At 63.6% G+C, this 12,765-nt stretch carries 11 protein-coding genes; 4 read left to right on the top strand and 7 right to left on the bottom strand.

Features of this window, described 5'->3' with window-relative positions; translation table 11 throughout:
- Positions 1 to 16 precede the first annotated feature (16 nt).
- From NLY44_RS19585 to tkt, 6 genes are all read right to left on the bottom strand, one after another.
- Positions 17 to 757 (bottom strand): DUF899 domain-containing protein, encoded by a 741-nt coding sequence (locus NLY44_RS19585; RefSeq protein WP_023806524.1) that lies wholly within the window; start codon positions 755 to 757, stop codon positions 17 to 19.
- A gap of 174 nt (positions 758 to 931) precedes the next feature.
- Positions 932 to 1,957: a class I fructose-bisphosphate aldolase gene (locus tag NLY44_RS19580; RefSeq protein ID WP_023806525.1), complete on the bottom strand. Its 1,026-nt coding sequence runs from the start codon at positions 1,955 to 1,957 to the stop codon at positions 932 to 934.
- A gap of 121 nt (positions 1,958 to 2,078) precedes the next feature.
- On the bottom strand, positions 2,079 to 3,281 hold the full coding sequence (locus NLY44_RS19575) for a phosphoglycerate kinase (RefSeq protein ID WP_023806526.1): 1,203 nt from the start codon (positions 3,279 to 3,281) through the stop codon (positions 2,079 to 2,081).
- A gap of 145 nt (positions 3,282 to 3,426) precedes the next feature.
- Positions 3,427 to 5,313, bottom strand: a complete 1,887-nt coding sequence (locus NLY44_RS19570; protein ID WP_023683985.1) for a potassium/proton antiporter — start codon at positions 5,311 to 5,313, stop codon at positions 3,427 to 3,429.
- Positions 5,314 to 5,518: 205 nt separating this feature from the next.
- A complete protein-coding gene (gene gap / locus NLY44_RS19565; protein WP_023683984.1) occupies positions 5,519 to 6,529 on the bottom strand; it encodes a type I glyceraldehyde-3-phosphate dehydrogenase in 1,011 nt (336 codons plus the stop codon).
- Between the two features lie 155 nt (positions 6,530 to 6,684).
- Positions 6,685 to 8,676 (bottom strand): transketolase, encoded by a 1,992-nt coding sequence (gene tkt, locus NLY44_RS19560; protein WP_023737393.1) that lies wholly within the window; start codon positions 8,674 to 8,676, stop codon positions 6,685 to 6,687.
- A gap of 273 nt (positions 8,677 to 8,949) precedes the next feature.
- Between tkt and NLY44_RS19555 the strand changes: the two genes are divergently transcribed.
- The 4 genes from NLY44_RS19555 (at position 8,950) to NLY44_RS19540 (ending at position 11,468) form a co-directional block, all read left to right on the top strand.
- Complete coding sequence (locus tag NLY44_RS19555) at positions 8,950 to 9,222, top strand: DUF4164 domain-containing protein (RefSeq protein ID WP_023670128.1); 273 nt, start codon at positions 8,950 to 8,952, stop codon at positions 9,220 to 9,222.
- A gap of 12 nt (positions 9,223 to 9,234) precedes the next feature.
- A complete protein-coding gene (locus NLY44_RS19550) occupies positions 9,235 to 9,600 on the top strand; it encodes a cell division protein ZapA (protein ID WP_023670127.1) in 366 nt (121 codons plus the stop codon).
- Positions 9,601 to 9,790: 190 nt separating this feature from the next.
- On the top strand, positions 9,791 to 10,450 hold the full coding sequence (locus NLY44_RS19545; RefSeq protein WP_023806528.1) for a peroxiredoxin: 660 nt from the start codon (positions 9,791 to 9,793) through the stop codon (positions 10,448 to 10,450).
- Between the two features lie 145 nt (positions 10,451 to 10,595).
- Positions 10,596 to 11,468 (top strand): MBL fold metallo-hydrolase, encoded by an 873-nt coding sequence (locus tag NLY44_RS19540; protein WP_023818423.1) that lies wholly within the window; start codon positions 10,596 to 10,598, stop codon positions 11,466 to 11,468.
- Between the two features lie 291 nt (positions 11,469 to 11,759).
- On the opposite strand, the gene rpoH is transcribed toward NLY44_RS19540, so the two are convergent.
- On the bottom strand, positions 11,760 to 12,671 hold the full coding sequence (gene rpoH, locus NLY44_RS19535) for an RNA polymerase sigma factor RpoH (RefSeq protein WP_023670124.1): 912 nt from the start codon (positions 12,669 to 12,671) through the stop codon (positions 11,760 to 11,762).
- Positions 12,672 to 12,765 lie beyond the last annotated feature (94 nt).

The raw sequence follows: 12,765 nt of genomic DNA, 5'->3' as shown, positions 1-12,765 counted from the left end.
TGAGGTGAACGAGCTTCTAGTCGCAGCAGTTCGGCTTGTCCGCCTGCTTGTCCTGATATTCGTCATGCAGCCGCACCCAGTCCATCAGGCTATGATAAGGGCCATTTTCGCCGCGGCCCTTCGGTGTCATGTCGAGATAGTCGTAAGTGCCGATCTGGGCCTCGCCGCCGCGGGCGCGCGACATAAAGGTAAGGAATATGTCGCCGTTCTCTTCCTTGTAGAAAACACTGGTGCCGGGAAGGTCCTTTGACGTGCGCGGACGCGTCTCGAAATTGTAGGTGGTGTCGCCGGCCGCGATCTGCTTGTCGGTGAAGGAGACCTGCATGTCGAAGTTGAAATCCGAGGCGTAGGACGACACCCAGTCGAATTTCCACCCCATACGCTGCTTGTAAGGCAGCAGTTCCGCCAGCGGCGCGCGCGCAACCACCACCAGCGACACGTCGTGGTGCCTCAGATGCTGATCGGCGCCGTCTATATGGTCGGCAAGGAAGGAGCAGCCTTCGCAGCGGTGGTTCGATCCTGGCGTCATCATGAAGTGGTAGACGATCAGTTGGCTGTTGGCGCCGAACAGTCCGGCCAGGTTCTTCGGACCCTGCTCGGTCTCGAAGACATAATGCTTGCGGATTTTCATCCAGGGCAGTTCACGTCGCTCGGCGGCGATGCGCTCGCGCAACCGTGTCAATTCCTTCTCGCGCGCCAGATGCGCCTTGTGCGCCTCAAACCAGTCTTCACGCGAAACCACCTTATTGCGAGTCATGAAGTTCTCCCTGTCTGTTCACCCAAGGACGTTTCGGGTGGGCAGAAACCGACATCGCCGTCAGCTTTTGCCGAAAAGGAGATAAGGATGGGCGAACTCCGTCCCAAGCCCGCCTTGTCATAAACAAAACCCGGGCGCATCGGCCCGGGTTGTATGACAACGGGAGGACTGCGCTCAGGCGGCCTGTTCGAGGCTCGCCGTCCATCGTCCCAGCGCCGCCAGATGGTTCATGTGGGCACGATGGGTGAAGGCGGCCTGGCCGGAGGCGACGTTCGATGCCTTGCCGCTCCAGGCCTTTTGTGGGGCGGCCTGCAAGGCGCGGCCATAGGAGAAGGTCAGCTTCCACGGATGCGGCCCGATGGCGTTGATGGCGTTGAGGTTGGCGGTCGCCTCCTCGTCCGACTGCCCGCCCGAAAGGAAGGCGATGCCCGGCACCGCTGCCGGTACGGTTTCGCGGAACAGTTTTATGGTCTTTTCCGCGACCTCTTCGGGGCTGCTCACCTTGCCCGACTTCCTGCCGGCCAGCACCATGTTCGGCTTCAGGATGGTGCCTTCCAGCACAACGCGCGCCGCATGCAGCTCGTCATAGAGCTTGATCAGCGTTGCCTTCGAGATGTCGTAGCAGGTGTCGATGTCGTGCGCGCCGTCCATCAGCACTTCCGGCTCGACGATCGGCACGATGCCGGCCTCCTGGCACAGTGCGGCATAGCGGGCCAGCGCATGGGCGTTGGAGCCAATCGAATTGACCGAGGGCACGCCCTTGCCGGTGTCGATGTCGATCACCGCGCGCCATTTGGCGAAGCGGGCGCCGAGCTTGTAATAATCCGCGAGCCGTTCGCGCAGGCCGTCGAGGCCTTCGGTAACGGTATCGCCGGGAAAGCCGGCGAGTGGCTTGGCGCCGGCATCGACCTTGATGCCGGGAATGGCGCTCGCCGCCTTGATGATGTCGACCAGAGGCGTGCCGTCGGCAGCCTTCTGACGGATGGTCTCGTCGTAGAGAATGACGCCGGAGATGTACTTCGTCATTGCGTCCTTGGCGCGGAACATCATCTCGCGGTAGTCGCGGCGGCTATCGGCGGTCGATTCGACGCCGATAACGTCGAAGCGCTTCTTGATGGTGCCGGAGCTCTCATCGGCGGCCAGCAGGCCCTTGCCGCCGGCCACCATCGCGGCGGCAATGTCTTCGAGACGTTCGCTCATTTTGCTTCTCCTTGACGGCGTTGTTCCGCGCTTAACGGAACTCTACCGCCAAAGGAATGGCATCGGAAAGCTCGAATCGGTTGAAAGTTCCTGGCGTCCGTTTTTGTGCCCCCCAATCCGGTCAGGCTTGTTTCTTCAGCACGTCGACGCCGGGCAGCGGCTTGCCTTCCATCCATTCGAGGAAAGCGCCGCCGGCGGTCGAGACATAGGTGAAATCGTCGGCGACGCCGGCATGGTTGAGGGCGGCCACCGTGTCCCCGCCACCGGCGACCGAGACCAGCTTGCCGGCCCTGGTGCGGGACGCCGCGTGCTTTGCCGCAGCCACCGTGGCGTGGTCGAAAGGCTCGATCTCGAAGGCGCCGAGCGGGCCGTTCCAGACCAGCGTCGCGGCGCGGTCGATCCATTCACCGATCGTCTTCACGGTCTTTTCGCCGACATCGAGGATCATGCCGTCAGCCGGGACATCCGAAATGGCAACGGTCTCGCTGGCCGCACCCGCCTTGAATTCCTTGGCGACGACACCGTCGACAGGCAGGATGATGGCGCAGCCGGCCTCGGCGGCCTCGATCATGATCTGCTTGGCGGTCGCGGCAAGGTCATGCTCGCACAGCGACTTGCCGACAGCGGTGCCACGCGCGGCGAGAAAAGTGTTGGCCATGCCGCCGCCGATCACCAGCGCGTCGACCTTCTTCACCAGGTTCATCAACAGGTCGATCTTGGTCGACACCTTGGCGCCGCCGACAATGGCGACGACAGGGCGGACCGGATTGCCGAGCCCCTTCTCCAGCGCCTCGAGCTCGGCCTGCATGGTGCGGCCGGCATAGGACGGCAACAGCCGCGCCAGGCCTTCGGTCGAGGAGTGTGCCCGGTGGGCGGCGGAAAAGGCGTCGTTGACGAAGATATCGCCATTGGCGGCGAGCCGCTCTGTAAAGGCCGGGTCGTTCTTCTCCTCGGTCTTGTGGAAGCGGGTGTTTTCCAGCAGCAGCACATCGCCCTTGTTCATGGCGGCGACCGCACTGCCCGCCGTGTCGCCGACGCAGTCGCCGGCAAAGCCGACGGGGCGGCCAAGCACCTCCGCGGCAGCCTTGGCGATCGGCTCCAGCGAGAATTCGGGCGAGGGACCATCCTTCGGGCGGCCGAAATGCGCGAGCAGGATGACCTTGGCGCCCTTGCCGGACAGCTCGGCGATGGTCGGCGCGATGCGTTCGATGCGGGTGGCGTCGGTGACCTTGCCGTCGGCGACGGGCACGTTGAGGTCGACGCGCACCAGCACGCGCTTGCCGCTGATATTGCCGATATCGTCGAGTGTCTTGAAGGCGGCCATGCGGGTTCCTTTCCGTGGAAAATCGCCGGGACCATACCTCGCATCGATGACGATGCAAGGCTTGAGCCGGGGTGCGAGCTAAATTTTGAGATCAAGGCGAAGGCTGTCGTGATGATGCGGGACGTCAGCGTGAACCGATCGCTTGTCAGCCTTCTGTCGTTATCTTTTCCGCCGTCGGCTCAAGGGCCTTCTCATTGGCTGTCGCCTCTGCAGTCTGCGTCTCGGTCGGCTTGCGCCAGTTGCGGATGAAGGCGGAGACACGATCGCCGATCTCGCCGGCGCTCAGGAACACCGGAACCCGCGCCACCGGCGCGGTCGGCTCGAAGGAGAGGCCGAGACCGGTGATCTTGCCCTTGTCGTCGACGTCGCGGACGATCAATTCGATCGGGCCGATCAGCACCCGGTCGGCATATTCGGCATGGCCGCCAAGCCTTGCCGTCACCAGCGCGCCGACGGTGAGCTTCTGCTCGGCTTCGCTCAATCCCGGTGTGTATGCGGCCTCGAGCTCTGCGGCCGAGCGGGCGGGATCGACGGCGAAGGCGCCGAAGAAGTCGGCATCCTCGGGGTCGACTACGGCGCGGCTGGCAAACAGCTTGTCAAGCAGGCGCGGATAGCGGTCGGGCACGAAGATATAAACCTGGTCGCCGGCCGCGAGCCGGCCCATGTCCTGGAAACGCATCGAGCGGCCGTCGCGCAGCACCAACGAGGGCCGTGCCCAGCGCGGGATACGCTCGCCGCGCGCCACCGGGCTGCCGGGCGCCACGCGGTAGGCGAGCAGTTCGTGATGGGCGGAGCCCGGCAGTTCGAGTTCGACCTTGTCGAGCGGCCCGAGCCTCGCCGGCACGATCAGGCCGAGCCGGCGCGCCAGCGGACCGACCGACCAGCCCTGCACCACCAGCGATACCAGCACGATGATGAAGGCGACGTTGAAGATGGTGCGGCCGTTCTCCAGTCCGCCGAGCAGCGGGGTGATGGCAAGCAGGATGGACACGGCGCCGCGCAGGCCGACCCAGGAGACGAAGGCGATCTCGGGACGCGGCAGGCGGAACGGGATCAGGCAGAGCCAGACGGCGACAGGGCGCGCGACAAACATCAGGAATAGGCCGAGCAGCACCGCCGGCACCATGATCGCCGGAAACTGCGAGGGTGTCGCGAACAGGCCGAGGATCAGGAACATGATGATCTGTGCCAGCCACGACATGCCGTCCTGGAAGCGCTTCAGGATGGTGACGGCGCGGATGTCGGAGTTGCCGGCAATGAGCCCGGCGAGATAGACCGCCAGGAAGCCAGAGCCGCCAATGGCGCCGGCCGCGGCGAACACCATCAGTGACAGGGTCAGCACGAAGATCGGCAGCAAGCCATGGTCAAGGTTGAGCCGGTCGACGAGGCGCACGATGCCGAGCCCGCCAAGCACGCCGACGACGGCGCCGAGCCCCATATTGAGCAGGAAGCCGAGGATCAGGTCGGTGACCAGCACATGGGTCTCGGGATTGGCGTGGGCGGCGATGATCTCGACCAGCGTGATGGTCAGGAAGATGGCGATCGGGTCGTTGGTGCCGGATTCGACTTCCAGTGTCGCGCGCACGCGTTCGCGCAGATTGATCTCGCCGGCGCGTAGCAGGAAGAAGACGGCCGCCGCATCGGTCGAGGCGACCGCGGCGCCGAGCAGGAAGGATTCCAGCCAGCTGAGGTCGAGCAGGTAATAGGCGGCGGCGCCGAACAGGCCAGTGGTCAGGATTACGCCGAAGGTCGCCAGCGACACCGCCGGTCCGGCCGCCTGGCGCAGCGCGTTGAGCGGCGTGCCGAAACCGGAATCGAACAGGATGACCGCCAGCGCCAGCGAGCCGGCAAAATATGCCACGCGCGCATTGTCGAATTCGATGCCGAGACCATCGACGCCGCTGGCGAGGCCGATGCAGAGGAAGAGCAGCAGCAAAGGGGCGCCGAAGCGGAAGGCGATCAGGCTCGAGAACGCTGCGGCGACGACTAGCGCTGTGCCGACCAGCGTGACGAGATAGATCGCATGCTCCATCCGTGATTTGCCCCTCGAATTCCTCTTTCTACCGATTCACGGGAGAGTGGGGCGAAGGCATGGCCGGTGCAAGGCGCAAGGATGGCTTTTTGCCTGATGCCGCTGATTTTCCGGCGTTTGGCGGCTTGGCGCGCCTTGCCCGCCGCCCTGACGAAAAACGCCCGGACAAGCCGGGCGTTCGAAGCTGCGAGACGATGCCTTCAGGTCAGGCGATGGTCTTGCCAAAGGCGACCGAGGTGTCGGCCATGCGGTTAGAGAAGCCCCACTCATTGTCGTACCAGGACAGCACCGAAACGAAGTTGCCGTCCATGACCTTGGTCTGGTCGAGCGCCAGGATCGACGAGCGCGGATCGTGGTTGAAGTCGATCGACACATTCGGGTGATGGGTGACGCCGAGAATGCCCTTCAACTTGCCGTTGGAGGCGGCGATCACCGCTTCGTTGATCTCCTGCACGGTGGTGGCGCGCTTGGCGATGAACTTGAAGTCGACAACCGAGACGTTGGGGGTCGGCACGCGGATCGAGATGCCGTCGAGCTTGCCCTTGAGGTCGGGCAGCACCAGGCCGATCGCCTTGGCCGCACCGGTCGAGGTCGGGATCTGCGACAGGGCAGCCGCGCGGCCGCGGTAGAGATCTTTGTGCATGGTGTCCAGCGTCGGCTGGTCGCCGGTGTAGGAGTGGATCGTCGTCATCATGCCCTTTTCGATGCCGACGGTCTCGTGCAGCACTGCGGCCAGCGGCGCCAGGCAGTTGGTGGTGCAGGACGCATTCGAGATGACGATGTGGTCCTTGGTCAGCTTGTCGTGGTTGATGCCGTAGACGACGGTGAGGTCAGCACCTTCGGCAGGCGCGGAGACGACGACGCGCTTGGCGCCAGCGGTCAAGTGCGCGGCAGCCTTGTCGCGGGCGGTGAAGATGCCGGTGCATTCGAGCGCGATGTCGATGCCGAGCTCCTTCCACGGCAGCTGCGCCGGGTCCTTGATCGCGGTGACCTTGAAGGTCTCCTTGCCGACGGTGATCTGGTCGCCCGAGACCGACACTTCGTGCGGGAAGCGGCCGTGCACGCTGTCATAGCGCAGCAGATGCGCGTTGGTCTCGACCGGGCCGAGGTCGTTGACGGCGACGACGTCGATGTCCTTGCGGCCGGATTCATGGATGGCGCGCAGGATGTTGCGGCCGATGCGGCCAAATCCGTTGATGGCAACTCTGACGGTCATTTTACTCTCCCTGGGAGCTGGAGGCGGCAGATGGGTCCGCAGCTTCATAGCGGCGGATGGCACAAGAATCCAGCCGCAGAAGGCCGAATTTAAATCGATTAGGTTGGTCCAGCCCCGCGAATCCGCCTTGGAGGTGCGCGGGACTGACCCTGATCTTACTTGCCGTGCAGGCGGGCTTCCGCGGCCTTGGCCGCGGCTTCGGCGGTGATGCCGAAATGCGGGTAGAGCTGCTCGATGGTGCCGGAAGCGCCGAAGCCGGTCATGCCGATGAAGATGCCGTCGGAGCCGATCAGGTGATCCCAGCCCTGGCGGATGCCGGCCTCGATCGCCATCTTGATCGGCGCGTTGCCGATCGTCTCCTTGCGGTAGGCGTCGCTCTGCCGGTCGAACAGTTCGAAGCAAGGCACCGAGACGACGCGGGTCGGGTGCCCATGCTTTTCAAGCAAATCACGGGCGCCGAGCGCGATCTCGACCTCGGAGCCGGTCGCGAAGATCGTCACCGCCGCTTCGCCGCTCGCCGCGGCCAGTTCATAGGCGCCCTGGCTGCTGAGGTTCCTGGCCGAGTGCTCGGTGCGCACCGTCGGCAGGTTCTGGCGGGTCAGCGCCAGGGTGGACGGGGTCTTTTCCGATTCAATGGCAATCTGCCAGCATTCGGCGGTTTCCACCGCGTCGGCCGGACGGAAGACATTGTGGTTGGGGATGGCGCGGAGCGCCGCCAGGTGCTCGACCGGCTGGTGGGTCGGCCCGTCTTCGCCCAGACCGATCGAATCATGGGTCATGACGAAGATCGAGCGGATGCCCATCAGCGACGCCAGCCGCATCGACGGACGGGCATAGTCGGAGAAGCACATGAAGGTGCCACCATAGGCGATGAGGCCGCCATGCAGCGTCAGGCCGTTGAGGGCGGCCGCCATGCCATGCTCGCGGATGCCGTAGTGGACATAGCGCTGGCCGTAATCGTCCGGCGTGATGTTCTTGGTCTGGCTGGTCTTGGTGTTGTTGGAGCCGGTGAGGTCGGCAGAGCCGCCGATGGTTTCCGGCACCGCGCCATTGATGACTTCCAGCGCCATTTCCGACGATTTGCGGGTGGCGACCTTCGGCTTGTCGGCCGACAGCTTCTTCTTGTAGTCGGCAATGACGGCATCGAAATTCGACGGCAGCTTGCCGGCAAGGCGGCGCTCGAACTCGGCCTTCAACTCAGGCTTGGCCTTGGCGAGCCGGCCTTCCCAGTCGGTGCGCGGCTTGACGCCGGCCTTGCCGGCGGTGCGCCAGGCGTCGAGAATGTCGGCCGGAATTTCGAAGGGCGGCGAGTCCCAGTTGAAGAATTTCCGCGCGCCTGCGATCTCGTCGGCGCCGAGCGGCGAACCGTGCGCCTTGTTGGTGCCGGCCTTGGTCGGGGCGCCGAAGCCGATGGTCGTCTTGCAGGCGATCATCGTCGGCTTGTCGGAATGGCGGGCGGCTTCGATGGCGTAGGCGATTGCCTCGGGGTCGGTGCCGTCAATGTGGCTGGCGTTCCAGCCCGAGGCCTGGAAGCGGGCGACCTGGTCGGTGTTGTCTGCAAGCGAAACCGGACCGTCGATCGAGATGTTGTTGTTGTCCCAGAAGACGATCAGCTTGTTGAGCTTGAGGTGCCCGGCCAGCGCGATGGCTTCCTGCGAAACCCCTTCCATCAGGCAGCCGTCGCCGGCCAGGACATAGGTGTAGTGGTCGACGAGGTCGTTGCCGAAGGCGGCGTTCATGATGCGCTCGCCGAGCGCGAAGCCGACCGAATTGGCGAGACCCTGGCCGAGCGGGCCGGTCGTCGTCTCGATGCCGGTGGCATGGCCGTATTCGGGATGGCCGGCAGTCTTGGAACCCAGCTGGCGGAAATGCTTGATCTGGTCGAGGGTCATGTCCTCGTAACCGGTCAGATGCAGCAGCGAGTAGAGCAGCATAGAACCGTGGCCGGCCGACAGGATGAAGCGGTCTCGGTCCGGCCAATGGGGGTTCTTCGGATCATATTTCAGAAAGCGGGTGAACAGCACTGTGGCGATGTCGGCGCAGCCCATGGGCAGGCCGGGATGGCCGGACTGGGACTTCTCGACGGCGTCCATGGAGAGAAAACGGATCGCATTGGCCATCCGGTCATGTTGTTCACGCGACGTCATGGTACCTCCGGGGTGGGGATTTGTGGGCTTGGCAGAGCCCAGGAAAGAGTGCGCGACACATAGCAGCCACGGGCTTTTAGTCAACAAATCGGCTGCACATTTGCCGGTCTTGTGATGGCTTTGAGACCTTATGGGGCGACCTACATTAGCGTTAGCGGGGGACAGTCGCGAGAGCTTTGTTGACGTTGCCTTCACCCGGTGCCTAATGTTTCCTTGTTAACGCGTTCTGAACGCGAAGCGATTCGGTGATGGGCAGGGCACAGGACGAAGGCCATGACCGGCGAAACCACACTCAAGGAAGTCATCCACAGGCTGGGCAAGGCCATCGAGGGGCTGGAAAACGCCGTCGCGGCCAAGCTCGAGCACGAGCGCGACTATTCCGAAGCCGAGGCTGAGGTGCAGCGCATGAACGCCGACCGTTCACGGCTGGCGCAGGAACTCGACAATTCCGAAGCCCGCGCCGAACGGCTGGAAGATGCCAACAAGGAAGTGTCGCGCCGCTTGGTGACCGCCATGGAAACCATCCGCGCGGTGCTGGACAGGTAGGAGCTGCAGGCCATGGCACAGGTCACGGTTTCCATCGACGGCAAGCAGTATCGCATGGCTTGCGACGAGGGTCAGGAAGAGCACCTGATCGACCTCGCCGAGCGGTTCGACCGTTATGTCTCGCATCTGAAGGATTCGTTCGGCGAGATCGGCGACCAGCGGCTGACGGTGATGGCCGGCATCATGGTGATGGACGAGCTTTCGGAGCTGCAGAAGCGGGTCAAGGGCATGGAGACCGAAGTGCAGACGCTGCGCAAGACGCGCGACGAAGCGCTGACCAAGGCCGACAAGAACGACACTGTGCTGACCAGCGCGCTCGGCGCGCTCGCCCAGCGCATGGAAGACCTGGCCACGTCGCTGGCGGTCAACAAGGCCTGAGCCTTTCCCGCACAAACGAAAGATTGTCGGCCCAACGTCGGTCCGTAGAACGAAAGTGCTCGTTCCGTCGCCAATAATAGTTTTCTATTGTCCTGCAGCCGCGATTTTTGCGCTAAGATGCGGGAATGCCGGAGCGTTGACGCCGTCCACGGCCGCTCCTGACGAAATCTGTTGCTGGGGAAATAATGCCATGAGCCTTCGTATCAACGACATCGCGCCTGACTTCACCGCCGAGACCACGCAAGGGCCGATCAAGTTTCATGACTGGATCGGCGACGGCTGGGCGATCCTGTTCAGCCATCCGAAGAATTTCACCCCGGTCTGCACCACCGAGCTGGGCACGATGGCGGGGCTCGAAGGCGAGTTCAAGAAGCGCAACGTCAAGGTCATCGGCATTTCCGTCGATCCCGTTGCGAGCCACGACAAGTGGCAGGCCGACATCAAGACGGCGACCGGCCAGACGGTGCACTACCCGCTGATTGGCGACAAGGACCTCAAGGTGGCCAAGCTTTATGACATGCTGCCGGCGGGCGCCGGCGAGACGTCGGAAGGCCGCACGCCGGCCGACAACGCCACGGTGCGCTCGGTCTATGTCATCGGGCCGGACAAGAAGATCAAGCTGGTGCTGACTTACCCAATGACGACGGGCCGCAACTTCGACGAGATCCTGCGCGCGGTCGATTCCATGCAGCTGACGGCCAAGCACCAGGTGGCGACGCCGGCCAACTGGAAGCAGGGCGAGGATGTGATCATCACCGCCGCGGTTTCGAACGAAGATGCGGTCAAGCGTTTTGGCGCTTTCGAGACGATCCTGCCCTATCTCAGGAAGACCAAGCAGCCGTCAGCCTAGGTTTTCTCCGCCGGAGCTATTTGGGGCTTCAGTCCTATTTGTGGCAAGGCGTGCTTGACCGGCGCGCTTTGCCAGATGACCATGCTCTTGTTCAACCCGACGGAGAAAACGGTTCCTGTCGGGCAAGGGGCAGGGGGGCCGGACATTGGACATCGCTTCGGCCAAACCTGAGGTCGCCGGCTTCTACGACAAGCCGACCGGCGCCATCCAGTATGTCGTCACCGACCCGGTGACGAGACGCTGCGCCGTCATCGACCCGATCCTCGATTTCGACGAAAAATCCGGCGCGACGGCGACGAAGAATGCCGACGCCTTGCTGGATTTTATCCGCGAAAACGGGCTGGAGCTCGAGTGGATCCTGGACACCCATCCGCATGCCGATCATTTCTCGGCGGCGCACTATCTCCGGGAAAAGACCGGCGCGCCGACGGCGATCGGCGACAGGATCATCGAAGTCCAGGCGCTGTGGAAGGCGATCTACAACTGGCCGGATTTCCCCGCAGACGGCTCGCAGTGGGACCGGCTGTTTGGGGAAGGCGAAACGTTCATGATCGGCAACCTGCCGGTCAAGGTGCTGTTCTCGCCCGGCCACACGCTCGCCTCGATCACCTATGTCATTGGCGACGCAGCCTTCGTCCACGACACGCTGTTCATGCCCGACAGCGGCTCGGCAAGGACGGACTTTCCCGGCGGCAGTGCCGCGCGGCTGTGGCATTCGATTGAGGGCATTCTGGCGCTGCCGGACGATACGCGGGTGTTCGTCGGCCACGACTATCAGGCCGGCGGGCGCGAGCCGTGCTGGGAGAGCACGGTCGCCGAGCAGAGGGCAAAGAATATCCACCTCGTTGCGGCGCGCAGCGAAGCCGAGTTCGTCGACTTGCGCGAAGCGCGCGACAAGACACTGCCGATGCCGCGGCTGATCCTGCATGCGCTGCAGGTCAACATGAATGGTGGACGGCTGCCGGAACCGGAGGCCAATGGGAGGCGGTATCTGAAGTTTCCGCTTGATGGGCTTTGAGAGGGCAGTGGCGAAGCTGCCGATCTCCCCCTTGCGGGGGAGATGCCCGGCAGGGCAGAGGGGGGTGCTGTCCCGCTGACCTTTGGCTGTGTGCTCGAACAATTCCAGGTTGGGGATAGTTAAAATCGCAAGCTGCGATCCGTCACGCCCCCCTCTGTCCTGCCGGACATCTCCCCCTCAAGGGGGAGATCAGCTGTTGTCCGACTTTCGCTAACCGCCGACGGACGACAAAACAAAAAAGGCGGCGCCGGTTTCCCGACGCCGCCTTCTGTTCCTTAACCGAACCCAGCCTTAGGCCGCCGGCTGCGCCTCGATCGTGCGCAGCGCCTGCATCTGGCGCTTGGCGGCGGCCTTGACCGCGTCCTGCACCTTCTCGAAGGCGCGCACCTCGATCTGGCGCACGCGCTCGCGGCTGATGTCGAACTCGGACGACAGTTCTTCCAGCGTCAGCGGCTCCTCGGCGAGGCGGCGGGCCTCGAAGATGCGCCGCTCACGATCGTTGAGCACGGCCAGAGCGCCCGACAGCATGCCGCGGCGGTTTTCCAGCTCGTCCTGCTCGATCAGCATGTCTTCCTGGCTTTCGTGGTCATCGACCAGCCAGTCCTGCCATTCGCCGGATTCACCTTCGCTGGCGCGGATCGGCGCGTTCAGCGACGCGTCGCCGGACAGGCGGCGGTTCATCGACACGACTTCAGCTTCCGACACGTTCAGCCGGGTGGCGATCTCGGTGATCTGGTCGGGCTTGAGGTCGCCATCGTCCAGCGCCTGGATCTTGCCCTTCACCTTGCGCAGGTTGAAGAACAGGCGCTTCTGATTGGCGGTCGTGCCCATCTTGACCAGGCTCCACGAGCGCAAGATGTACTCCTGGATCGAGGCCTTGATCCACCACATGGCGTAGGTCGCGAGGCGGAAGCCACGCTCGGGTTCGAATTTCTTGACGGCCTGCATCAGGCCGACATTGCCTTCCGAGATCACTTCGCCGATCGGCAGGCCGTAGCCGCGATAGCCCATGGCGATCTTGGCGACGAGCCGAAGATGGCTGGTGACGAGCTTGTGCGCAGCGGAAGTGTCTTCATGCTCGGCGTAGCGCTTGGCGAGCATGTACTCTTCCTGCGGCTGAAGCATCGGAAAGCGGCGGATTTCTTCCAGGTAGCGGCTGAGGCCGCCTTCGCCGGAAACAATACTGGGTAGTGACTGGGCCATGATTGCGCCCCCTCTCTATTGGAGTGATGCCCCCGAAACGCGGCGGGCATGTGACGCGAGCACCAAAAGGCTCGCCCGCGGCAACTGATTTATA

Source organism: Mesorhizobium sp. C089B (assembly GCF_030323125.1).
GTDB lineage: Bacteria > Pseudomonadota > Alphaproteobacteria > Rhizobiales > Rhizobiaceae > Mesorhizobium.
This window is presented reverse-complemented; position numbering and strand designations above follow the sequence as displayed.

Bases quoted from the DNA above. Each gene is read 5' to 3' on its own strand.
- NLY44_RS19585 (WP_023806524.1), bottom strand. From the start codon at position 757: ATGACTCGCAATAAGGTGGTTTCGCGTGAAGACTGGTTTGAGGCGCAC.
- NLY44_RS19575 (WP_023806526.1), bottom strand. From the start codon at position 3,281: ATGGCCGCCTTCAAGACACTCGACGATATCGGCAATATCAGCGGCAAG.
- tkt (WP_023737393.1), bottom strand. From the start codon at position 8,676: ATGACGTCGCGTGAACAACATGACCGGATGGCCAATGCGATCCGTTTT.
- NLY44_RS19555 (WP_023670128.1), top strand. From the start codon at position 8,950: ATGACCGGCGAAACCACACTCAAGGAAGTCATCCACAGGCTGGGCAAG.
- NLY44_RS19550 (WP_023670127.1), top strand. From the start codon at position 9,235: ATGGCACAGGTCACGGTTTCCATCGACGGCAAGCAGTATCGCATGGCT.
- rpoH (WP_023670124.1), bottom strand. From the start codon at position 12,671: ATGGCCCAGTCACTACCCAGTATTGTTTCCGGCGAAGGCGGCCTCAGC.
- gap (WP_023683984.1), bottom strand. From the start codon at position 6,529: ATGACCGTCAGAGTTGCCATCAACGGATTTGGCCGCATCGGCCGCAAC.
- NLY44_RS19580 (WP_023806525.1), bottom strand. From the start codon at position 1,957: ATGAGCGAACGTCTCGAAGACATTGCCGCCGCGATGGTGGCCGGCGGC.
- NLY44_RS19545 (WP_023806528.1), top strand. From the start codon at position 9,791: ATGAGCCTTCGTATCAACGACATCGCGCCTGACTTCACCGCCGAGACC.
- NLY44_RS19570 (WP_023683985.1), bottom strand. From the start codon at position 5,313: ATGGAGCATGCGATCTATCTCGTCACGCTGGTCGGCACAGCGCTAGTC.